Source organism: Vibrio sp. MM46 (assembly GCF_027587135.1).
Lineage (GTDB): Bacteria > Pseudomonadota > Gammaproteobacteria > Enterobacterales > Vibrionaceae > Vibrio > Vibrio harveyi.
In genome coordinates, this window is the sequence record NZ_JAPPTO010000004.1 from 39,896 (window position 1) to 61,918 (window position 22,023).

The 22,023-nt window shown below is 43.6% G+C and carries 19 protein-coding genes and 1 pseudogene; 10 read left to right on the forward strand and 10 right to left on the reverse strand.

Annotated elements, in window-relative coordinates:
* The first annotated feature begins 165 nt into the window (after window positions 1-165).
* Together OH459_RS05710 and OH459_RS05715 are read left to right on the forward strand one after the other, a co-directional pair.
* Complete coding sequence (locus OH459_RS05710; RefSeq protein ID WP_269986021.1) at window positions 166-1,416, forward strand: NAD(P)/FAD-dependent oxidoreductase; 1,251 nt, start codon at window positions 166-168, stop codon at window positions 1,414-1,416.
* Between the two features lie 83 nt (window positions 1,417-1,499).
* Window positions 1,500-2,804 carry a dicarboxylate/amino acid:cation symporter gene (locus OH459_RS05715; protein WP_269986022.1) on the forward strand — a complete coding sequence of 435 codons (1,305 nt, stop codon included), beginning with the start codon at window positions 1,500-1,502 and terminating at the stop codon, window positions 2,802-2,804.
* A gap of 113 nt (window positions 2,805-2,917) precedes the next feature.
* On the opposite strand, the gene OH459_RS05720 is transcribed toward OH459_RS05715, so the two are convergent.
* Together OH459_RS05720 and OH459_RS05725 are read right to left on the reverse strand one after the other, a co-directional pair.
* On the reverse strand, window positions 2,918-3,790 hold the full coding sequence (locus OH459_RS05720) for a B12-binding domain-containing radical SAM protein (RefSeq protein WP_017818535.1): 873 nt from the start codon (window positions 3,788-3,790) through the stop codon (window positions 2,918-2,920).
* A gap of 263 nt (window positions 3,791-4,053) precedes the next feature.
* Window positions 4,054-4,857, reverse strand: a complete 804-nt coding sequence (locus tag OH459_RS05725) for an SDR family NAD(P)-dependent oxidoreductase (RefSeq protein ID WP_269986023.1) — start codon at window positions 4,855-4,857, stop codon at window positions 4,054-4,056.
* A 233-nt stretch (window positions 4,858-5,090) separates the two neighbouring features.
* On the opposite strand from OH459_RS05725, the gene OH459_RS05730 reads away from it, so the two are divergent.
* A complete protein-coding gene (locus OH459_RS05730; RefSeq protein WP_005452761.1) occupies window positions 5,091-5,330 on the forward strand; it encodes a YdcH family protein in 240 nt (79 codons plus the stop codon).
* An 81-nt stretch (window positions 5,331-5,411) separates the two neighbouring features.
* Here OH459_RS05730 and OH459_RS05735 read toward each other — a convergent pair whose 3' ends face one another.
* Window positions 5,412-6,065, reverse strand: coding sequence for a cupin domain-containing protein (locus OH459_RS05735; protein ID WP_269986024.1), 654 nt, complete (start codon window positions 6,063-6,065; stop codon window positions 5,412-5,414).
* Between the two features lie 303 nt (window positions 6,066-6,368).
* Here OH459_RS05735 and OH459_RS05740 point away from each other — a divergent pair, with 303 nt between their 5' ends.
* Genes OH459_RS05740 through OH459_RS05750 form a run of 3 tightly spaced genes read left to right on the forward strand, consistent with a single transcriptional unit; the run spans window position 6,369 to window position 9,243 of the window.
* Complete coding sequence (locus OH459_RS05740) at window positions 6,369-7,517, forward strand: hypothetical protein (protein ID WP_269986025.1); 1,149 nt, start codon at window positions 6,369-6,371, stop codon at window positions 7,515-7,517.
* Window positions 7,507-8,433, forward strand: coding sequence for a metal ABC transporter solute-binding protein, Zn/Mn family (locus tag OH459_RS05745; RefSeq protein ID WP_269986026.1), 927 nt, complete (start codon window positions 7,507-7,509; stop codon window positions 8,431-8,433). Before OH459_RS05740 ends, OH459_RS05745 begins: the two co-directional genes overlap by 11 nt.
* Window positions 8,434-8,436: 3 nt before the next feature.
* Entirely contained in the window at window positions 8,437-9,243 is an 807-nt protein-coding gene (locus OH459_RS05750; protein ID WP_017189559.1) for a metal ABC transporter permease, read from the forward strand.
* A 111-nt stretch (window positions 9,244-9,354) separates the two neighbouring features.
* Here the strand turns inward: OH459_RS05750 and OH459_RS05755 are convergent, their stop codons facing one another.
* Window positions 9,355-10,701 carry a DUF1501 domain-containing protein gene (locus tag OH459_RS05755; protein WP_269986027.1) on the reverse strand — a complete coding sequence of 449 codons (1,347 nt, stop codon included), beginning with the start codon at window positions 10,699-10,701 and terminating at the stop codon, window positions 9,355-9,357.
* A gap of 5 nt (window positions 10,702-10,706) precedes the next feature.
* On the reverse strand, window positions 10,707-12,191 hold the full coding sequence (locus OH459_RS05760; RefSeq protein WP_269986028.1) for a DUF1800 family protein: 1,485 nt from the start codon (window positions 12,189-12,191) through the stop codon (window positions 10,707-10,709).
* 430 nt (window positions 12,192-12,621) lie between these two features.
* Between OH459_RS05760 and OH459_RS05765 the strand changes: the two genes are divergently transcribed.
* Entirely contained in the window at window positions 12,622-13,341 is a 720-nt protein-coding gene (locus OH459_RS05765; RefSeq protein ID WP_269986029.1) for a beta-ketoacyl-ACP reductase, read from the forward strand.
* Between the two features lie 340 nt (window positions 13,342-13,681).
* Here the strand turns inward: OH459_RS05765 and OH459_RS05770 are convergent, their stop codons facing one another.
* Window positions 13,682-14,356 carry a carboxypeptidase-like regulatory domain-containing protein gene (locus tag OH459_RS05770; protein ID WP_269986030.1) on the reverse strand — a complete coding sequence of 225 codons (675 nt, stop codon included), beginning with the start codon at window positions 14,354-14,356 and terminating at the stop codon, window positions 13,682-13,684.
* 365 nt (window positions 14,357-14,721) lie between these two features.
* On the reverse strand, window positions 14,722-15,396 hold the full coding sequence (locus OH459_RS05775; RefSeq protein ID WP_269986031.1) for a carboxypeptidase-like regulatory domain-containing protein: 675 nt from the start codon (window positions 15,394-15,396) through the stop codon (window positions 14,722-14,724).
* Window positions 15,397-15,822: 426 nt separating this feature from the next.
* Between OH459_RS05775 and OH459_RS05780 the strand changes: the two genes are divergently transcribed.
* Together OH459_RS05780 and OH459_RS05785 are read left to right on the forward strand one after the other, a co-directional pair.
* Window positions 15,823-16,413 carry a hypothetical protein gene (locus tag OH459_RS05780; RefSeq protein ID WP_050903596.1) on the forward strand — a complete coding sequence of 197 codons (591 nt, stop codon included), beginning with the start codon at window positions 15,823-15,825 and terminating at the stop codon, window positions 16,411-16,413.
* A 12-nt stretch (window positions 16,414-16,425) separates the two neighbouring features.
* Window positions 16,426-16,692, forward strand: a pseudogene (locus OH459_RS05785) (NYN domain-containing protein); the annotation flags it as partial.
* Window positions 16,693-16,870: 178 nt separating this feature from the next.
* On the opposite strand, the gene OH459_RS05790 reads toward OH459_RS05785, so the two are convergent.
* The 3 genes from OH459_RS05790 to OH459_RS05800 all read right to left on the reverse strand — a co-directional run bounded on the left by OH459_RS05790 (window position 16,871) and on the right by OH459_RS05800 (window position 20,411).
* Window positions 16,871-17,761, reverse strand: coding sequence for an endonuclease/exonuclease/phosphatase family protein (locus tag OH459_RS05790; protein ID WP_053053913.1), 891 nt, complete (start codon window positions 17,759-17,761; stop codon window positions 16,871-16,873).
* A 1,029-nt stretch (window positions 17,762-18,790) separates the two neighbouring features.
* Window positions 18,791-19,954, reverse strand: a complete 1,164-nt coding sequence (gene dpaL, locus OH459_RS05795; RefSeq protein ID WP_050907473.1) for a diaminopropionate ammonia-lyase — start codon at window positions 19,952-19,954, stop codon at window positions 18,791-18,793.
* 70 nt (window positions 19,955-20,024) lie between these two features.
* Complete coding sequence (locus tag OH459_RS05800; RefSeq protein WP_050903772.1) at window positions 20,025-20,411, reverse strand: RidA family protein; 387 nt, start codon at window positions 20,409-20,411, stop codon at window positions 20,025-20,027.
* 390 nt (window positions 20,412-20,801) lie between these two features.
* Between OH459_RS05800 and OH459_RS05805 the strand changes: the two genes are divergently transcribed.
* Complete coding sequence (locus OH459_RS05805; protein ID WP_050903773.1) at window positions 20,802-21,968, forward strand: M24 family metallopeptidase; 1,167 nt, start codon at window positions 20,802-20,804, stop codon at window positions 21,966-21,968.
* Window positions 21,969-22,023: the final 55 nt, after the last annotated feature.

Below are 22,023 nucleotides of genomic sequence, written 5' to 3' on the forward strand. Positions count from 1 at the left end.
ATTTGGCTCAGATGCTTAATTTTTATTATTACTAATTCGTAATAGTCATTTTCTTTTTCCGCTTATTATCATTTATTTTCAACCCAATATAATGCCCGCCATTCCAAACGTATTTGCTGCGTTTTTGATTTTTATCTTTCGATGGGTGGTTTCCGGGAGGGGAGTATGTCGAATTTTGTTGTTGTCGGTGGTGGTGCTGCGGGTCTAGAAATGGTCACACGTTTAGCGAGCAGTTTTGCAGGCAAATCTGACCATACCGTTACTTTGGTTGAGCCATCTTCTCATCACTTATGGAAACCAAGACTGCATGAGATTGCGGCGGGCACGTTTGATAACGAGCTCGATTCGGTTGCGTTTCGTCTTCATGCTGCTTGCCACGGTTACCAATATGTTCAAGCGCGCATGTCAGGCTTAGACCGTGCGAACAAAACCATCACTGTGAGTACTGAGTTTTCACCAGAGCAGACCGGGCTATCGCAGCAGTTAACACTGGATTACGATTACCTCGTGATTGCCGTTGGTGCGATCAGTAACGATTTCAAAATTCCGGGCGTGAGCGATCATTGCTTATTCTTAGATTCTGCTTCTCAAGCAGAAAAAGCGTGGGAACAGATGAAGCAAATGCTAGCAAATGGTGGTTCACATCGTGTTTCTATCGTGGGTGCCGGCGCAACTGGTGTTGAGTTAGCGGCTGAATGGGCGAAAGTCAGCAAGCAATTAAACCGCTACCAAAATGGTACTCAACTTTCCATTACGCTCATCGAAGCGGCGGATCGTGTGTTACCTGCAAGTGCTGAGTACATGTCTGCCAAGGTACTGAAGAAACTACAAAAGCAAGGCGTTAATGTTCGCTTAAACACCAAAGTTCAACGTGCAGAAGCAGACCGTATCGTGACGGAAAATGAAGTCATTCTTGCCGATCTACAAATTTGGGCAGCAGGGATTCGATGTCCGGATTGGATAGCGAATCTCGATGGTCTAGAAAGTAACCGCATTAACCAACTTAAAGTGCTGCCAACACTGCAAACCACTCTCGATGATAGCGTGTTTGTTATTGGTGATAGTGCTGAATGCCCACAAGAAGATGGAAGCATTGTGCCGCCACGAGCGCAAGCTGCCAATCAAGCTGCCACACATTTGGCGAAGCAATTTAAACGCTTAGTAAAAGGCAAAGAGTTAAAGCCGTTTGTGTTCAAAGACGGTGGGATGGTCGTCGCGCTTGGGCATGACTACGCGGTTGGCGCATTGATGAATGACAAAGTCGTATTGCGTGGACGCTACGTTCGCCGCTTGTACGACACGATCTTTAGGCTGCATCAGCGCGTTATTTTCGGTTGGTTCCGCGTGTCGGCTTTGGTAGTGCTTAAACGCGTAAAAGGTTTATTGAACCCATATTACAAAGGCTCTTGGTCTTAATCCAAGCCGTGACTCTTCGATTCCATTTTTTCATTTTTATCGAGCGCCCAAATCATCAGGATTTGTGGCGCTAGGTGTTTTTTATGCGTCATTTGCAACTCTCTTTGCCCGTTCAACTTCTTGTTTCTGCCCTACTTGCGTGGAGTGGGGCTCAAGCCATCCTTCTTCTTATGGACCATGGGCTGGTCGAAAAATCGCTTTTACTGTCGGGTGATTACTACCAAATTTTAATGTTGGGCAAAACGGTCTATCTCGGCTTACTGAAAATGGTAGTGGGTTTGATGGTGCTGTTTTCTCTTGTCGAAGGCATCACCAATATTGGTTCAACCGTTCGTCTTAAAGCTCTGGGTGGGCGAACACTGCTTTTCTACAGTTTCACCACCTTAATTGCCATTAGTTTAGGGCTTGGTGCGTCGTTAGCATTGCCTGCATGGGAACCACTTAATCAAAGCGTTTCTGTGGGTAGTAATGTTCATTTGATTGACGAGCAAGGTGCTAGTGGTGCCGCCATACTCACCAACCTTGTCAAGATGGCGATGGTGAATCCATTTGCTGCACTGGCGAATGGTAACTTGCTGGCGATTGTGGTTTTCTCCTTTATGGCAGGCGTTGCGATTTTGCTTTCTGTTCCATCGGGTCATCCGTTGCTAGCGGTGATTTCGGGGCTGAACAAAAGTGTCAACACCATGATTCGAGGCATCGTTAAGCTGTCTCCGATTGCTATTTTTGCGATCGTGTTTGATATTACGCTGACCTCAAGTGGGAATCTGATTCAGCAACTCGCGTTGTTTGCGTTACTGGTGTTTGTGCTCACGATGGTGCACGGGCTAGTGGTATTACCGACGATTGCTAAGGTAATGACCGGGATTTCTCCAGTTGCACTGTTTAAAGCGATTTCAGCCCCATTAGCCATGGCGTTCGCAACGTCATCAAGTGCGGCGGCGCTGCCTTTGGCAAAACAAAGTGCGGAAGATAATTTAGATGTCGCGCCAGAAGTCAGCAGTATGGTGCTGCCACTCGGCTCTGTAATGAATATGGACGGCACCGCGCTATTTGAAGGTGTCGCTGCGATTTTCCTAGCACAATTGTTTGGGGTGGATTTGAGTATCACAGGGTTGGTGATGATCTTTATCATGGCCATGGTCTCTTCCGTTGGTGCGCCAGGCATGCCTTCGGGCTCCATGTCGGGTATGCAGTTAGTACTACTAGTTGCGGGTATTCCATTGGAAGCGATAGCCATTTTATTAGTGATAGAAAGGCCGTTGGATACGTTCCGTACCGCCGTCAATGTGGAAGGGGATTTGATTGCGACGCTTGTCATTGACCGTTGGCAAAAGAAACAAGCTGGTGATGTTTTTGACCAACATACAGCGGCTTCGGTGAGTTAACCCTAACGCCAAGTCGGTTCTTCTTTAATATCGAGCTCGAAAAAAGGAGTGACATTGTGCGTCACTCCTTAGTCCCTATTAGGGATTTGGTGTTTTATCTGAACCCGTCATCATTACCACGAAAAGGTTTGGATGACGTTGTCTTTTGCCATTGGGTTAGACGCAATCGCGTGATTGATGTTTCTTAGAAAATCGTCGCGAGAATCCAACAGCCAGCCTTTTTGAGGAACGATGTTGTTGCCATGGTCGCCCCAGTAAAAAGTATCAATGCTCAGGTTTTCAAGCAGGTATTTTTCCTCTTCCAACACCTGCAGTTGTGTCGGCATAATGAACTCACCATTCTTCACTTCCTGCTCCATCACCGTTCCCGGTTGAATCGCAAGTGCCATTGGGGCAATTTGCTCAGGATTCATTTGGTTCAAAATATCGGTTGTGGCGATGATGTGCTCTTTTGAACGCTCACGCCCACCAAGTCCAAAGATGAAAGAGAGCAATACTTCGATGCCAGCTTCTTTCGCCATTGCCATGCCTTCAATGGCTTGTTCTGGTGACATGCGCTTTTTGATGCGCTCTAGAACAATTCGATCACCCGATTCAAGACCGGAATACGCCATATCAAGTCCAGCATCTTTGAGCTCTTTTAGCTCTGCAATGGTTTTACGGCGGAAATCGTTCATGCCACTGTAAAGTGAAGTCTTTTTGCACTCAGGGAACGTGGAGCGCAGTTTGTCGAAGATCTTGAGCAAGTAATCCGTACGTGCTGCCATGACGTTACCGTCGATTAGAAAGATCGACTCTACGTGTGGGTAGATAAGGCGCGCTTCCTCAATATCTTTAAACACATCCTCAATGGGACGCACTTTAAAGCGCTTATCATCAAACATGCTACAAAACGTGCACGTATTGATGCTACAGCCCAGTGTAGTTTGGATAAGAATGCTGCGGTATTCCGGCCATGGTCGGTAAACTTTGCCCTCATAGTTCATAAATGGATCTCCAGTTAAAGGCGGGATGATTCAGTGCCATCGCTCGCTAAAGACAGTGGGGATAAGCGCAATATAACGTCGCCTTATTCCCGATGACCGAAGATTAACAATATTGGTAATTGTTGATAATTGGTGTTTTTATCGAATGAGTTTTTAGATTTTATTGATAATTAGGGGTAGGGATTTTGTTGGAATGCAGATAAAAAACACCCAGCCGAAGCTAGGTGCTTGAACAAAAATAGCAATATTTATTTTGGCTTGAGTTAGACAAGCTTCGCAATCACAGTTTCAATGGCATCAACCACTTGCTGTGACTTTGGCTCGTTTAAGGCGTCACGATGAGGTGCCGCAAAAGCTTCAATGTCGTTATCGAAGTAAGCGCCATGTGCTTGTGCAAACTCATCCGATAGTGCGGCACGAATTAAAATGTCAGCACCCAAGCGAATATCGCCGCCAGCAATGCCGTAAGCGTCTTTTACCATCTTGCTACCAAGTAGAGACTTTGGATTGACTGATACAACCATAGGACCGACGTTTTTCAACTGTAATCCCATCACGCGTGACCACATGGTAAGTGCCAGTTTGCTTTGTGCATAAGCTTCACCGTCTGACAACGGTTTGTCACCCATTAATGCCTCAATGCTAACAGGAGCTTGCGCAGCAGAAGATAAGTTCACTACACGCCCTGTATTGCCAAGCAACGGAAGTAACTCTTTTGTCAGTAGGTAAGGCGCAATGGTGTTGACTGCAAAACGCACATCTAGGTTATCTTGAGTTCTTGCGTTTGGTGTTGCGTATACGCCAGCGTTATTGATGATGACGTCCAGCTTGCCAAAGCGCTCTGCTATTTCTGCAACCATCTGTTTCACGGCGCGTGGAGAAGACAAATCCGCAACAATACTTTCGACTTTACCTGCGTTTATGTCAATCAAGCTCTGTTCTACGTTTTGGACTTTTTCTTGGTTACGACCGTGCACGATCACATGATGCCCGTCAGCCACTAACATTTTCGCTGTTTCTAAACCAATGCCGTCTGTAGAGCCTGTGATCAGGATGATTTTTTGCATAGCTGAGATTCCTTATGAATTCGATATGAAACAATCATAGTGGCATCTTCCGCATTAGACTATTGAGGGCGTTGGGGAAACACTTTATAGGAAAAATTGAAAATCAATCTATTGGTGTTTTTGTGGGCGAATCGACGAATTCACCCCCTTTGAAATGCTATGGTTATTTTAAGCGTTGCTTAAGATTTGAGCAGCTTGTTTAACTTAAAATATACTCAGCCAAAGAGGTCTCTATGTTAGGTGAAAATCACTCATTAACTCATGAATTCCCAGAACATTTGGATACCATCACTCAACTGACAGCTAACGACTCCGCGTTTGCTGAAAACGCTAAAAACTACAACACGCTCGACAAAGAAATCCGTGAACTCGAATTGCGAGGAAACCCAATCGACGACCATGAAATGAACACTTTAAAACACAACCGTGCAGAACTAAAAGACTGGCTTTACTCAAAAATAATGAGCGCATAATCCTTCAAGTGCTTCATCAATGGCGGCTCGAATCTTCGAGCCGTTTTCGTATCTGCAAGATGGGTTGTTAGCTTAAGCACGCTATTTAACGGGTAGATGCCCAGTCTTCACCCAGATCACCGTTTCTTGTTCCACAAAAGGAAAGTGCTCACTCATGTGCGGACTGCGCAACCATGTGTGAGTTGGATACTCACCAAATTCGTCTCTAAACTCGCCCGATAATACAAAGATCTCTTCGCCACCAAAGTGACGGTGTGGCTGGAATCTTTCGCCTTTTGGCCACTTTACCAGCGCCACATGTTCGTGTTCGAAATCGTGCAATGGCATCACCTGCAATCCGCCAATACCCGGTAGCCAATCTGCTTGATGAGTATGAATTCGTACCGTTTCAATATCGCTTGGATCAAACTGGTTGAGTTTTACCAAGATTACACAGCCTTCACGACTAAAAGGCGCGTGTTGGCTGCCCGGAGGGTTGCGTATATAAGTTCCGGCAGGGTAGTCGCCATGTTCATCGGAAAACTCCCCCTCAAGCACTAGGATTTCTTCCCCATACGGATGAGGGTGGGTAGCAAACGCTGAGTTTGGCTCGTACTTCACTATGCTGGTGGTATGTCCTGACTCTTTAGCTTCACGCTCTAACGGTTTACGCCACACGCCAAAAGCAGGGCTAGCGATCCATTCCTGTTCTGCGGTTTTAATCACCAAGCGTTGTGAAAAATCCATGTTTAACATAGTTGCTTCCAGTATTTGTTTATGTCTAGTACGTATATCCAAGCATCTTGGCGTCATCTGGGTAATAGAGCGATTCTAGTCGCTTTCGCGTGTTTGCCAACCAGGAGTTTTCACAAGGTTAGGTATGGATTTTTCGAGTGATACGGAGGGCTTGCCGGTTAACCTTATGATTATTATTGATAATTTACACATAAGTTAATTTTACAAATTGTTACATGCTTCGCTTTTTTTACTCTTTGTTATGTTATAACATTCGCGAAATATTGAATGGTGTTATAACATAACAAAATAAGGAAAAACGTAGTGAATAAGAAATTGGTCTCTTTAGCGGTTGGTAGCTTGTTTGTTTCCCCAGTTTTTGCCGATACGCTTTCGAACCCTCAGATTGGCGTAGTGCTAGACGGTTACTATCAAGATGGCCAACGTCATAACTCAGAGCGTGAAGAAGGTTTTGGTCTTGGTCACACTGAGTTGAACATGTCTGCAAACATTGATGACAAATTCCACGGTGCGCTAACAGCAGTATTAGAAAGCCATGGCGATGAAACAGAATTGATGCTTGAAGAAGCTTTTGTCGAGACACTGGCACTTCCATACGGTCTCAATGTTCGTGCTGGTCGATTCCTGTCTGATTTTGGTTACCTGAACAATCAACACATGCACACTGACAGCTTTGTGGAGCGTCCGATTGCTTACCGCACATTCCTAGGCTCGCACTACTACGATGATGGTGTACGCGCAAACATTGTGTTGCCAACGGATCTGTACGTGAAATTTGGCGTTGAAGCGTTAAGTGGTAGCAAGATGTCTTCTGTTGAAGAAGGCTCCAAAGTAGGCGTTTATACTTCTACGCTGAAACTAGGTAATGATTTCTCTGAGTCGTCTAGCTGGCAGTTTGGTTTAAGCTACCTGCGTAACGAAAACGGGAAAGTGAAAGAGTTCGAAGATCACGACCACGGTCATGGTCACGAAGAGGAGCATGGTCACGACCATAATCATAGTGCAGCAGTTACTGGTGCAAACCTTTACGGTGCAGATTTCGTATGGAAATGGGCTCCAGATGGTAATTACAAATACAGCAACTTGACACTATCAGCGGAATACATGTTGTTGGACGGCGTGGTAGACAGCAAGTTTAAAGATGATGCGGAGTCGCCAGATAACCTAAGCGCATACTACGTATCAGGTGTTTACCGATTTAACCCAAGCTGGTCAGCAGGTCTACGTTACGGTGAAGCAGAAAGCTACGATGGTCATGCTCACGGCGACCATATGCACTTCACTGCACTGAATGATAAAGAGATGGATGCGATGATCGCGTGGGATTCTTCTCACTTTGGTACTATCCGTGCGCAATACACTCGTATCGATAACCAAGACAGCGAAACAGATAACGTATTTACTCTGCAATACGTTATGACATTTGGAGCGCACGGTGCACATGCGTTCTAAGCTGACACTGACTCAATGCAGTTTAGCGATGATGGCGGCGGGGGCTGCCATCATCTCTTCGCCTGCTTTGGCTCTCAACATCTTCGTTTGTGAGCCAGAATGGAAAGCCTTGCTCGAAAGCCACGCACCAGACGCCACCATCTATTCTGCGACCACAGTAAAGCAAGATCCGCATTACGTCCAAGCTCGCCCTTCTCTAATTGCTAAGATGCGCCAAGCTGATATGGCAATGTGTTCCGGCGCCGAGTTGGAAGTAGGGTGGCTACCCATGTTGCAAGTACGCAGTAGCAATGCTGCGGTACAAAACGGCGCACCGAGTATGATTTACGCAACGGATTTCGTTCGAATGTTAGATACTCATGACCACGTCGACCGTAGCATGGGGGACATTCACGCCCATGGCAATCCGCACGTGCAGTTTGCAGCCAACGATATGATTCCACTCTCACATACGATCACCGAGCGTTTGAAAACCATCGATCCAGATAATGCGCAAACGTACCAGTTTAATGGCATGAAGTTTCGTGCGCATTGGCGTAAAAAACTCAATGAATGGAATGAAAAAGCCGCGCCATTAAAAGGGAAGCAAGTGGTGGGATATCATGCGACTTATCGTTATTTGTACGATTGGCTTGGCATGGAGCAAATTGCTGACTTAGAGCCAAAACCGGGTATCTCGCCAACCACATCTCACCTGCAATCACTCACCAAGTTAGATGCCAATAGTTTTGATGCGATTGTTTACTCATCTCACCAAGATCAGCGTCCAGCAAATTGGTTACAGCAGCATACAAACAAACCTGTGATTCAACTGCCACTGACGGTTTCTAAAGGTGAAAGCTTGGATGAAATGTACGATCAAGTTATCGACGATTTATTGGACGTGCTCGTGCAGCCCATTCCGGTGAAGATCTAAACCATGGCTGAGTATGCATGGTTATTGCCAGCGGTGTTGTGCGGCTTAATTGCTCTGGTTGGCAATGTGGTTCTTGGGCAACAAGTTCTCAATCGACAGATCATCTTTATTGATTTGGCGGTGGCACAAGTTGCCGCTTTGGGAGCTGCGCTCAGCCATTATTGGTTGAACCAATACGCACTGTTTTCAGGCTCCTTCTTTGGTGAGATGGTTGGTCCTTGGGTGATGTCGTTATTGCTTTGTGGTCTGATCGCTGTAATGGAGAAGCGATACCAACAGCATTTAGAGCCGATGATCGGCAGCCTGTTTGTAGTATCCGCATCGCTGGCGATTTTGCTCGTGAGCAAAGACCCACATGGCGGTGACTTCATTCAAGGCATCCTTAATGGTCAGTTGTTGTGGGCAACGTGGGCGGACGTTTGGCCTTTGGCTTTGATAACCGCAGCGATGCTGCTGTTGGTATGGTTCAAGCCTGAGTTTATGCTGGGCAGTGGCTTCTATCTTATCTTTGCTATCTTGATGCCGATTACGGTCAAGCTCACGGGGATTTACTTAGAATTTGCGTTGTTGGTGATTCCGGCTTTGTGCGCCGCAGCATTGAAAGGGATTCGGTTCTTTATTGCGAGTATCAGCATTGGTATTGTCGGAATACTATCGGGCATTGCTGTTTCGGCTCGTTACGATTTACCAAGTGGGGCGAGTATTGTCATCACCTTGTTTATCGCAGGTATGTTGTTCAATCTTTTGCTGCAACCTTGGTTGCTCAAATCGCAATCTGCTTGCAAAGGTCAAGAGCATATCGCGCAATGATAAAAAGGCTCCGCATTCACGGAGCCTTTTGTTTAGCACTGCTTTTTCTTATTAGTAACGCCTGATCAGTCTTCGTTTATAGACCAATTAGCCACTCTATCTGTTTCTATTTTAGCAAGATTTGAAAATAGGGAGAATTTGAGGCTGAATCGAATCTGTCAAAGTGTTATCCAACGCAGGGAATAATTGATTGATTCCGGTTTCCGATAAGCCCAACCACGCCATCAAACTTGCATGCAATTGATCTGAAGAAATGGTGGGAATAACACGCCCACGAGAAAGCAAATACGGACTATGTTCAGATAAATCCGGGTACTCACCCACAATTGCTTTTCCTGCTACATCACCGCCCATGACTAAGGCGTGACTTGCCCAGCCGTGATCCGTGCCATCGGTGCCGTTTGGAATCAGAGTTCGACCAAACTCAGAGTGAGTAAATGTCGTCACTTGCTCAAACAACCCATTGTTTTGTAATGCTAATTGGAACGCTGCCATTGCTTCTGCCAACTCTTGCAACAAACCAGTTTGACGATTGATTTGTGCTGAGTGAGTATCAAATCCTCCCAACTTACAACTGAAGTACTGAGCAGGATGTTGGAATTGATCTTTATGCAGAATCAGCTTGAACACCGCTTTCAATTGCTTACCGATTCGTGTTTCAGGGAAAACATCGGTGATCTCGGAATTCAGAATCGAACTAAACTGCTCATACATTCTGGTGGAATCTACCGCGACTCCTGCGTAATGCGATTGAAAAATATTGCTGTAACTGCCGGTACTTTGCAGTTGATCGAACAAGTCGCGTGAACGTTGATCATTAAAAATATCGCTTGGAGGTTGAGATCCCACCGAGTTGGATTGTGCTTCAATACAATTTGTCCACACCTGCGTACCGCCAATATCAAACATTGGCGATAGTTCGTTTAGATTGCGCAGCATGGTACCTAGCTCGGTGGATGTCTTTGCACCAAAGCCTTCTTTCGATAGAGACTTGGTCGCATGAGACTGAACCATGGTGGATTGATGCGAGTGGCTGAACAGATGCGCTGGTCGCGTACTTTCGCCATATATCACGTTGTTTACGCGTTGAGTCAGTGGTCCTAGGTTAATCACAGGTACAAGGTTCGCGCTGTCCCAGTAAGGTTTGAGCGCCGCCATGGCAGGGTTGAGCGCCAGCTTTGCGGTGTCGTTCACGGCATCTAGGTAAATACACGTAGTTTCATCCAAAGCCAAATTGCCACGTAGGGCGCGATATTGAGCGTTGGCATTGGCTGCCGTTGGAATAAGCATGTTGTAGCCATCATTACCGCCTGCAAGGTCAATACCGACAACGGCGCGATATCCGTTTTGGCATTGACTAAACGAGTCAGCAAAGGCAGGAAATGCCGCTAGGTTCAGCGCAGAAATACCCACACCGGCGGAACTTGCTTGTAAAAATCGACGTCGAGTTAAGTTCATGATGTTTACCCCTGTGTGATGAATTCTGGTGAAAGCAGTGCGTTCATGACGAGATTCTTAATCTCTTTGCGCCATTCCGGTTTGCGTCCCGGGCACTGAGCGAGGTAATCGAGATAGCATTGGCGCGCTTGCTCACTCATTTGGAAAGCGAACAAATGCTCGTTGAGGTAATCAACAACCCCTTCATCATCAAACGCAAGGTAACGGGTGAACAAGGTTTCATCCATGTACCAATCTTTGTTTTCCTGTTCGAAGCGAGCAATCAACTCACGGAACTGAATCCCGTATTGGTAAATGTCATGCCATTGATACACATTAAACTCGGGTGCCACCAAACCATTAAAATCAGGATGATTTGGCGCGTCATCAGGTTGATAGTAATAAAACACAGATGGGGCAGATAAAGGCAGCGTTCGACTATACCAATTGAATTGTTTTGGCCACATCATCACACCGTCACGACGCTTCACATGCAGAGCGCGCATCGCATGAGTAAAGACAGATAGCGGGTCACGCAATTTGCCCACTGAGTTACCAGAACGCAGGGCGTCTTTGTCAGTTAAAATCGCAACTACTAGAGTTTGCATGTCGCCATCAGAGCGTTTAAATGCCCGGCGGACACGGCGAATGTAGCCCGCTCTCGGGTTACTGGTCACAAGCTTATTGATGAAGAACTTGGTTACAAAAGTGTAGAGTGTGTTCTGTTTCATCAAATGCTCAATCACTGCTTCCAGCTCATCCTCTGTACCTACACCGGCGGGGAAGGTTTTACCAAGAATACGTTTTTCGCCCATGTCATGCTCGCCGCGTGGCAACATCGGTTGGCTGTATTTGTCATTACCGCGGATATCAATGAACTTCCAGCCGGTAAACACGCGGGCCAGTTGTTCAATATCTACTTGGGTGTAAGATGCTATTTCGTTACCTTCGGCATCCAAACGGACTTCACCGTTATTGCGCAGCTTGACAGGACCAAGAGTGAATAACTGCAACAGCTCTCGCGCGTAGTTTTCATCTGGTGCAGTGAGCTCATTAGAAACGTTGTTTACAAAGGTTAGGTATTCGCCCATGATTGGCGATTTCGATACAAAGCGAATCACATCACGGAAGTTCGCAAAAGCGTTATCGAGCAGCCCATCGAAGTAATTACACATGTAACGACGCTTAGACGCTGCACTAAATGCTGGGTCTTTTACGCTCACGACAAACAGTTGAGAAAGGGTATAACCGATGCGTTGACGCAGAATATCGTTGCCTTCCACCGTCATGCGCGTCCAACTGCTGGCGTAATACAAGCCCTGTCCTAAGTCGGGAACATTCAACTCATCTTGTTCAAAGTGAGTAAGCCAAGATGAAGAAGGGATAAGTGTTTGTTGAGCGACCCAGTTTTCAATGCTTCCTGATTGAACGAGGTCATTAATGTCACGTTGGGATGGCCCAAATGTGCACTGTTGCAGCGTTCTTGCTGCATCTATGTAAGCCTGATTCATTTTATCTCCCGTAGGTATTGTTATCTTTGTCAGGTGAGGCGTCTTTCTCGCATCCATGTTTAAAAGCACGCTGTATCTTTAAAATCGTAATCCAGATTTTTGATAACAAGAATGTAATACCCACAGGTTTATTGTGACTTTGCTGCATAATCTAAGAATTAAATGGGTGAGCTTTAAGTGAAAGGCTGCTTATTCAACAAAAAGCGCATTTGTTACGCAGCAACATCGATAGAACAGTGACGGAAACGCATTATTTGGCAAACCATCATCAAGATGTCTTGATTAGTTCACATCCGACTCCCAGACTGTTTCTATAGTTTATGAAAGACCCTGCGTACGAGAAGCGCAGCTGTAACGCGACTAAGCATAAAAACAACAAACGCTAGGGATAACAGCGAATTTGTAATCTCAACATTTAAGGAAGACCAAGATGAAACCGGAAAAAGTAGCAGTAGTCACTGGTGCGGCTCGTGGTATTGGCCAAGCTATTTGTGAGCAATTACTGGAGGATGGATTCCACGTAGTCGGGCTGGATATATCGCCTGTGGAATGGAGCCAGTCAGCGCAGTTAAGCAGTTATCAAGTCAATTTGTGCGATGCCGCAACCGTTAGCGAAGTGGTAGATAGTATCGTAAAACAGCATGGCAGAATTGATGCGCTGGTTAATAACGCCGGCATTACTCGTGATGCATTGCTGCCAGACATGCTAGAGCAAGATTGGGAAAGCGTTATCGACGTGAACTTAAAAGCCGTATTCTTACTAACTCAACGTGTTGCCCCTGTTATGCTAGAGCAGGGGGAGGGCAGTATTGTAAGCATTTCTTCTATCGTGGGAACGGATGGCAATATCGGTCAGAGCAACTATGGCGCAAGTAAAGGCGGCGTTATTTCAATGAGCAAAGGCTGGGCGAAAGAGCTATCGAGAAAGGGGGCACAGATCCGCGTCAATTGTGTCGCGCCAGGTTTTATCGCCACCGACATGACCAAAAACCTACCAGAAAAAGTTATTGAAATGATGGAAGGCAAAACCCCATTAGGTCGAATGGGGTCAGTACAAGACATCGCTAATGGTGTGTCCTTCCTCACCTCCGACAAGAGCGCTTACATTACAGGACAAGTGCTCAAGATTGACGGTGGTTTAGTGCTTTAACCAACGAACTAAACCTCAAATAACAAACGCCCTTCATCTGAGTGAAGGGCGTTTTTGTTGGATAGAGTCAACTTAGTTATTGGACCCCGTTTTCCATAAAAACAGGTTGAAGTTGTTAATCATAAAAACGCTTAACAGCCTCATTGGCGCCTCGATATAAACGATTGAGCGTTTTATTGAAGTTATAGCCAAGACTTTTCTAATTTCCCTATTTTGAGTTTAGAAATGTTTTTGTATGTGAAGTAAGAGCGCAATTCTTCGTTTCTTATTCAATAATAGAATGGAAAAAATTAGTTGGATCAGAGGTTAACCTTGGAGGAAGTATTACCACTTTTATTCCCTAAATTAATCCATTAATATTTCCGTACTTATCCAAATTTTTAAGCTCACCAAACTCTTCAATGTCTGCGGCTTTTCTTTTTTCAATCTCAGCTCGCTTAGGCCATCTGCAAATACTACTTATAGGGTATTCAATTACGCCACTGGGGTAATTTGAGTTATACACATAAATCACTTCTTCACTATTCGATAGATCGCAATTTAGAGCAGATAACATCTCTACAAAGTAAGCATTATGTGTAACCCCTCGAGAGTTTGCACTCCAAAGGTAGACTTCATCATCTTCAGCATTACTTGGATCATCACTATCAATACGAATACCTTGCCAAATAACATTGGTAGTAAAGGGATTGTCGGCATGGCGTGATTGCATGGTTAACTCTGGAAAACTAAAGCGTCCCTCATTGTCAGTTGTCGTGTAATCATGTATTTCATCATCGGTAACATCGATAAATTCATAGCTTCTTTTTAATTTAACACCAGGTAAGGGGGAACCATTGTTGGTAAGTTTTCCAGTCACTGGAGGGAACAGCTGAACCGTTTTCTTTCTAAACATTTTGTTCTCCAAGCCAAAATCTGAAAGTGTAAAAACTAACAGAAAACTGAGGTGTGTTAACGATAGTAAACCTCTAAGCATTGCCAAACTATTGATATGCATATGGTTTGTCTCTGGCATGCTATATGCCGAAAACAGAACTGGCAATATTGTCTAAGGCAAGATAGTGATCAATTTGGATTTGTTGTCAAAAATGAGACGTCAGTTCATTGGAGCGGCTTGCTATTATATTTACCGTTAACAGGAACCTTCATTTTTTCAATCGTTTATTAGACTGAAACCTCCTTAGATGCGTTATGCGACAGCCTCTGGACAGAAGTTATTTGTTGTTAATGTCCTCAAATGATTATGTCCAACAATGAGTTTAGAAATGTTTTTGTATGTGAAGTAAGAGCGCAATTCTTCGTTTTTTATTCAATAATAGAATGGAAAAAATTAGTTGGCTCAGAGGTTAATCTTGGAGGAAGTATTGTCATTTTTATCCCCTAAATTAATCCATTAATATTTCCGTACTTATCCAAATTTTTAAGCTCATCAAACTCTTCAATGTCTGCGGCTTTTCTTTTTTCAATTTCAGATCGTTTAGGCCATCTACAAATGCTGACTATAGGGTATACAATTACGCCACTGGGGTATTTTGAGTTATACACATAAATCACTTCTTCACTATTCGATAGATCGCAATTTAGAGCAGATAACATCTCTACAAAGTAAGCATTATGTGTAACCCCTCGAGAGTTCGCATCCCATAGGTAGATTTCATCATCTTCAGCATTGCTTGGATCATCACTTTCAATACGAATACCTTGCCAGATAACATTGGTAGCAAAGGGATTGTCGGCATGGCGTGATTGCATGGTTAACTCAGGAAAACTAAAGCGTCCCTCACTGTCAGTTGTCGTGTAGTCATGTATTTCACCATCGGTAACATCGATAAATTCATAGCTTCTTTTTACTTTAACACCATGTAAGGGAGAGCCATTGTTGGTAAGTTTTCCAGTCACTGGAGGGAACAGCTGAACCGTTTTCTTTCTAAACATTTTGTTCTCCAAGCCAAAAGCTGAAAGTGTAAAAACTAACAGAAAACTGAGGTGTGTTAACGATAGTAAACCTCTAAGCATATCCAAACTATTGATATGCATATAGTTTGCTTCTGGCATGCTATATGCCGAAAACAGAACTGACAATATTGTCTAAGGCAAGATAGTGCTCAATTTGGATTTGTTGTCAAAAATGAGACGTCAGTTCATTGGAGCGGCTTTCTATTATATTTACCGTTAACAGGAGCCTTCCTTTTTTCAATAGTATATTAGACTGAAATTTCCTTAGATGTGTTATGCGACAGCCTCTGGAAAGAAATTATTTGTTGTTAATGTCCTCAAATTATTATGCCTAACAATGAGTTTAGTTAAGCTTAAACAATTTAAAAAATGTCCTTCGCTTAGGTTAAGGGCGTTTTGGTTTCAAGATAAAGGCATAAATATTTAGAGAATTAAGTTGCCAGTTGTTTACTCGGTATAACAAAACGCAATTGGTCTATCCGTAAAGCACAGATGTAATATCCATAAAAAACATGGATTATGCATATGAAAAAAATATCGCTACTCGCTCTGCTTGTTCTCTCTGGCTGTAACCAGCAAAACACCACGCCTTCAGCGCCAAATCACAATAGCCAATATCAGAGTTTTAAAAAAACACCGGAGCTTGCTGAAGAACTTAAAGCTCAGCCTACAATTGATGACCAATTTGCTCTGCTATATCGAAAATTTGATTACACACTAGACAGAAGCGACTCCCTGACTGGTCGTGATGAAAACAAGGACGGAATACGCGACGATATTGAGGCATTCATCAATGCGTTAGAAGTGTCAGAGCCAGTGCGTAATGCATTGAAGCAAGATGCACGTCAAACTCAGAAAAACCTATATTACGATTGGAGTGAAAAGACTGGGGCTAATATTGACAAAGCCATGGTGATAGGTGACGAATACGATAAAGTCATCGCATGCAAAGATTTTGTCGGTATTCCAGTGGATGATTCAATCGATACGTCAAAAACAATCACAGCACTAACATACAACACTAAAGCGAGAACCATGGCTTATCTTGCTTATAATCATTTGCTAGATGGTTCCGTTAGTGCATTGCTTCCCGCTGAGGAGAAGTACTGTGAATAAACTAACAAGTGTTCTTTTGCTCTGATCTCCAGTGATAGTGACTTTACAAGTCTTGCCACGAGATTGAGAGAGTCGGAGAACCATGTCATTGGTGTTGGAAAAGCAATGACACCGACTTCATTTAAAAACGCTTGTGATGATTTTGTTGCTATTGAAAACTTGAATGCTGATGTTGAACTGGGGGGAGCACAACCTAACTCTAGTCAAGACGCTGAACGTGAACTTTGGCGATTGATGCATCAGGCATGGCAAAACTATAGAGACGAGTCGGGATGGGCTTTGCAGGTAGATTCAATAGATGTAGTTAGTCATTATTGGTTTCGGCAAAAAACTACGTTCGTAGATAGCTGAATTTTGCTAAGATGTTGTAAATATTAAAAAGTTATAAAGGGATGAGTTAAAGTACTCACCCTCTTTATATCCATTGTAAATTTCAATTATTAGAATTATGAAATTATTATTGTTCAAGTAATTTTAGTTTGGCAGTCACAGGTAGATGGTCACTGCGTATTGCCCAACTAGCTTTGTCTTGTTGAGGAATTGCTAAGTCCATAACTTGCCATTTTTGCGCGTTTGACGTGAGTATATGATCTATGCCAATGATTGGGTTATCTGTTGGCCAAGTACGGATATCTAAAGTGTCTTTCTCGACTAGGTTCCAGTATTTCGATAGCTCAAACATAGACTCATCACTTGGTACTGCATTGAAATCACCCGCCAGAATGACTATTCGAGAGCTAATATTCTTAAATAGTGAGTCACTGTTGCCTAGAATATAGTTGTTAATGGCATAAGATTCTTCGACGCGTATTTTAGGGTCTGCATACCAGTCGTAGTGTGCGACCAAAAATAGGATAGGGCTATCAAAAGAAGGTATTTTTATCTCGGCAGCGTAAAGAACTAGTTGTTCATCTCCTGATGGAATTTGAATCGACTCTGTCTTTAAAATAGGGTACTTGGACATAACCGCTACGCCATATTCACCACCATCAAAGTTAATCGTTTTAGCAAACTCGCCATGAAGATTGGTTTTTTCCTTTAATAGCGCAAGCTGATCAACATTACCGCTGCGCTTGGTTTTTTTGTCTATTTCTATGATTGCCGTGATGTCGGAATTCAACGTTTTAATGCCCTCTGCTATGTCATCTAAGGTACCAACACGGGCTGCTGCAATGTTATAAGTTGATATGGTTATTTGGGGGTGGTTTTGCGTATAAACTTTGTCAGGTACGCCATCTTTCATTGGTGTAAGTACTTTCATCTCTTCGTTGGCATTCGCATGATAAGAGGCTAAAACTGCACTGGATAGCAACAACATAGTTTTGGTGCTTTTGATGGTGTTCAACATGTCTTCTCTTCCCTAAATGGTTGTCAGCATTAGAGAAACACTACAGTATCTAAAAGTTAGCTTTTTAGTAGAGAGTCACAGAACAGATCTATGGGAAAGTTCGATATTTTTCTTTCGCTTTAGGTGAAGTGAAACTACATGAAATTGTATAATGGAAATAAATAATTGATAATTATACCATTATAAAATAAAAAAGTAGTAGTAGAGGTTACTAGTATCATAAACCACTTTCGATTATACGGTTGATGCGCTTCACATTATTAGAAATAGAGTGCTTGTAAATTAATTTATTTAAAAAATAGGTCTAAAAAATAATAATTAACCTGAATAACTGGATGCTTCAATCTATACACCATAATTGCACTTAATGCGCACTACAATTCCTTTTTAGCTAGCGCTATTTTATTCATCGTGCTAGCTCTTAACAGTTCACTTTGTAATACCCGTGGTTATTCGTGATTTGCTAAATTAACAAAGATACTGATTTATTTTTGTCTATGGATATTTCAATGCATCTTAATCGACAGTGCTCTCGACCAGAATAGTTTTAGTTGAAAGCCAGACCCTATGTTGACTAATAGCATTGAAGAGGAGACCTGCATAAAAAAGGTTATCTTCAGGCAAATGCAGTGGCACAAAAGATCATTTAAGCTTGAAGAAGTATGACGAATCAGAACCTTGAAAACGCTCTGATACCACTTGCACTATTGAACTTAACCATTGACATTAAGTTAAATGCAAGTGATTTTCTAAAGCAATATGCGTATTAAGAGTTAAAATTGTATTCGAGTTAGGAGCGAGAGTTTTTCCCACTAAAACTAATTAGTTAACCTCCAATCCTTGTGCGAAAAATTCCTTTTATTGACCAGGTCTCAAGCACTCGCTCTACCATTCAATAACCTAGCTTAAACACTTTACTACATATGTTACCTAAAAATTAGACACTTTTCTGTTGAGGAAAAGTGTCTAATCTGAGAGGAACCTCAATGAAGAGAATCTCTTAACTTAGAAGGGGGAACTAAACGGTAATTATACCGAGAATGCACCTTCCCAAACGATGCGGCGATAACGTTCAGGGTTGGTATCCCCTTCAGTACTGAATAACAGCACAACAGAGTCTTCATTGAGACCGACGTTACCATTGTTTTTGACGATTTCGTTCAGTGCTCCAAGAGTAATCGCACCTGACTCTCCGCTGGTGATCGCTTTATCGCCAGTTAGCGGGTTACCGTACATTCGCATACCTGTTGCAGCGACATTGTCCTCTAAGGCGATGAAGTAGCGACTGCAATCTCTCAAAACTGGCCATGTAACAGGGTTCGGTTCACCACAAGCTAGACCTGCCATAATAGAGCTAAGATCACCGGTCACGTTAATTATATTGCCTGCTTCACTTGTACCAGAGCGATAGATGCAATCAGCGGCTTTTGGCTCTGCGATGATAGTGTCAAACTTAGTTGGGTCCAGTCTATCTGCTAAGTAACCTAATACGCCACCGGCCATCGCTCCGACACCAGCTTGTAGAATGACATGGCTAGGCGCGTCAAAACCAAGTTGCTCGATTTGTTCTACGGCTTCGTCAGCCATTGTCGTATAGCCTTGTGAGATCCAAGTTGGGATTTCTTCATAACCGTCCCAAGCAGTGTCTTGAACTAGCATCCAACCGTTGGCTTGAGCAGTATCATTTGCTAGTCGCACGGTATCGTCATAGTTCACTTCGGTCACGATACATTCCGCGCCCAGCCCACGAATACGATCGACACTCGCTTGTGGCGAACCTTTTGGCATATAAACAACTGCCTGTTGTCCCATTTCACGAGCAGCCCAAGCGACGCCAGTACCATGGTTGCCCGCTGTCGCGGTTGCGAAGGTCAACGGCGCTTCCAGTCTTGATGAAACGGTTTTGAGGTCTATCTCTGCAATATCGACATTAAGGTGTTTTGCTAACTGACGACCTAGAGCGTATGAGCCGCCAAGAACTTTAAAGGCGTTAAGCCCAAAGCGTTTGGATTCGTCTTTTACCAAGATGGCTTTTACACCAAGGTGTGTAGCTAGTGCTGGCAATGAAACAAGTGGTGTTGGTTGGTAGCCGTCGATCTGAGAATGAAAGGCGCGGGCTTGTTTGGCTTGCTCAACACTAAAGAGTTCGCTTTTTTTCCCAGAAAAGAATGAGTTTTTAGATAGATTTAGCATAGGGCACACTTAATGAATAACGTTGAGAGAAGAAAAGGTCATCGAGAGGGAATGACCTTTTCGTTGCATTTTATTTGATTACGTAAGCGACCGCTTCTACTTCAACAAGCGCGTCTTTTGGCAATCTTGCCGCCTCTACACACGATCGTGAAGGCGCGTTTTCAGTACCAAATACTTCAGTATACACTTCGTTGAATGCAGCAAAGTCTTCCATATTAGATAGGAAGCAAGTTGTTTTAATCACTGTTTCCATTGAAGCGCCAGCTTCTTCTAGCACTGCTTGTAGGTTTGCAAGTGACATACGAGATTGTTCCGTAATGCCGCCTTCTACAAAAGCCATCGTCTTAGGATCTAACGGAAGCTGACCAGATGTAAATACTAAATCTTGGAAAACAGTGCCTTGAACATAAGGGCCGATAGCTGCTGGTGCATTGTCAGTATGTACTTTAGTTTTCATTTTTAATCTCTTGCCTCTTTAACTTCTGACATCGGAAGTTAACTTTATCAAACTTTACTTCCGATTAGGTAACTTTAGTTAACTTTATTGACGTGTGTCATTTTGAGAGTAGCTTTTTTATTCAAGATAAAATCAACTCTTGGTAACTATAAAACTACTTTTATTCGACTTGGTCAATATTAAAGTTAACTAAATGTCACTGCGATGGGGTTTTGATCACGATTTAATGCAAATTATTCATATTTTGGTTAACTATGGTTGACCCTGTGTTTTGGGTCACATTATTTAACTGAAATATCAGTAAACTGCCCTCGTACCGTTCACAAATATTAACTATAACGCTTAATTGCTCCACAACTAAGCCTAATAAGAACAAGCAAAGAGGTTCCAATGAACAATTTTCTGAATCGTGGATTTGACCAATCTGAATTTGAACACCGTACCCAACGCGCTCAAAAAGTTATGCATGACAAAAAGTTGGATGCAATGATTTTTACCACAGAGCCAAACGTTCGCTACTTTACTGGCTTTCATACCCAGTTCTGGCATAGCCCAACTCGCCCATGGTTCGTTATCGTTCCAGCTGAAGGTAAGCCTATTGCCATTATTCCAGAAATTGGAGCTAGCGGTATGGCGGGTACTTGGATTGATAACATTATTACTTGGCCATCACCTCGCCCAGAAGACGATGGCATTAGCTTGGTAGCAAGTGCTTTGAACTCATTACCTTGTCGTCATGGTCGTGTTGGAGCGACATTAGGTATTGAATCTCACTTGCGTATGCCAGTTAACAACTACCTGCAACTGACCACCATGGTTAAGAAGGATTTTGTCGATGTATCTCTAGAGATGCATGAACTTCGTCAAATTAAGTCTCAAGCAGAAATTGAAAAGACGCGAGAAATCTGTCGCATCACCAATGTCGGCTTTAAGAAGGTTCCGCAATACGCCAAAGCCGGTATGACAGAACGTGAAATCTGTAAACAGTTCCGTATTGACATGCTGCTAGAAGGTGCTGATGAGTGCCCATACATTATTGCTGGCTCAGGTCCTGATGGTTACGACAGCATCATTATGGGACCAACAGACCGCATTATTGAGCCGGGTGATGTGTTGATTATTGATACGGGTGCTGTTCGAGATGGTTACTTCTCCGATTTTGACCGTAACTGGGCATTCGGCCACGCGAGTGAGCAAACTAAGGCAGCGTACCGAGCGACCTATGAAGCGACGACTAAAGGTTTTGAAGCGGCGAAGCCAGGCGCGACAACGACCGATATCTACAACGCGATGTGGAAAGTCTTAGAAGCGAATGGAGCATTGGGTAATGACGTAGGTCGTTTGGGTCACGGTTTGGGTATGGAACTAACCGAGCGCCCATCAAACACTGCAACAGACAATACGGTCTTGAAGCCAGGCATGGTGATGACACTAGAGCCAGGCATGGTTTACGCACCGGGTAAATCTATGGTTCACGAAGAAAATATCGTCATTACCGAAGATGGTGCGGAATGGCTATCTGAGCGTGCTGAACCTGAACTGATCATTATCGATTAATCCTCCCAAAGTGCTTCTCTGTCTGTCTTATATTCGGAGAAGCACCTAGACGAGA

Excerpts from the sequence above, each read along its gene's own strand:
- OH459_RS05710 (WP_269986021.1), top strand. The coding sequence starts at position 166 with ATGTCGAATTTTGTTGTTGTCGGTGGTGGTGCTGCGGGTCTAGAAATG.
- OH459_RS05715 (WP_269986022.1), top strand. The coding sequence starts at position 1,500 with ATGCGTCATTTGCAACTCTCTTTGCCCGTTCAACTTCTTGTTTCTGCC.
- OH459_RS05720 (WP_017818535.1), bottom strand. The coding sequence starts at position 3,790 with ATGAACTATGAGGGCAAAGTTTACCGACCATGGCCGGAATACCGCAGC.
- OH459_RS05725 (WP_269986023.1), bottom strand. The coding sequence starts at position 4,857 with ATGCAAAAAATCATCCTGATCACAGGCTCTACAGACGGCATTGGTTTA.
- OH459_RS05730 (WP_005452761.1), top strand. The coding sequence starts at position 5,091 with ATGTTAGGTGAAAATCACTCATTAACTCATGAATTCCCAGAACATTTG.
- OH459_RS05735 (WP_269986024.1), bottom strand. The coding sequence starts at position 6,065 with ATGTTAAACATGGATTTTTCACAACGCTTGGTGATTAAAACCGCAGAA.
- OH459_RS05745 (WP_269986026.1), top strand. The coding sequence starts at position 7,507 with ATGCGTTCTAAGCTGACACTGACTCAATGCAGTTTAGCGATGATGGCG.
- OH459_RS05750 (WP_017189559.1), top strand. The coding sequence starts at position 8,437 with ATGGCTGAGTATGCATGGTTATTGCCAGCGGTGTTGTGCGGCTTAATT.
- OH459_RS05755 (WP_269986027.1), bottom strand. The coding sequence starts at position 10,701 with ATGAACTTAACTCGACGTCGATTTTTACAAGCAAGTTCCGCCGGTGTG.
- OH459_RS05760 (WP_269986028.1), bottom strand. The coding sequence starts at position 12,191 with ATGAATCAGGCTTACATAGATGCAGCAAGAACGCTGCAACAGTGCACA.
- OH459_RS05765 (WP_269986029.1), top strand. The coding sequence starts at position 12,622 with ATGAAACCGGAAAAAGTAGCAGTAGTCACTGGTGCGGCTCGTGGTATT.
- OH459_RS05770 (WP_269986030.1), bottom strand. The coding sequence starts at position 14,356 with ATGCCAGAGACAAACCATATGCATATCAATAGTTTGGCAATGCTTAGA.
- OH459_RS05775 (WP_269986031.1), bottom strand. The coding sequence starts at position 15,396 with ATGCCAGAAGCAAACTATATGCATATCAATAGTTTGGATATGCTTAGA.
- OH459_RS05780 (WP_050903596.1), top strand. The coding sequence starts at position 15,823 with ATGAAAAAAATATCGCTACTCGCTCTGCTTGTTCTCTCTGGCTGTAAC.
- OH459_RS05790 (WP_053053913.1), bottom strand. The coding sequence starts at position 17,761 with ATGTTGAACACCATCAAAAGCACCAAAACTATGTTGTTGCTATCCAGT.
- dpaL (WP_050907473.1), bottom strand. The coding sequence starts at position 19,954 with ATGCTAAATCTATCTAAAAACTCATTCTTTTCTGGGAAAAAAAGCGAA.
- OH459_RS05800 (WP_050903772.1), bottom strand. The coding sequence starts at position 20,411 with ATGAAAACTAAAGTACATACTGACAATGCACCAGCAGCTATCGGCCCT.
- OH459_RS05805 (WP_050903773.1), top strand. The coding sequence starts at position 20,802 with ATGAACAATTTTCTGAATCGTGGATTTGACCAATCTGAATTTGAACAC.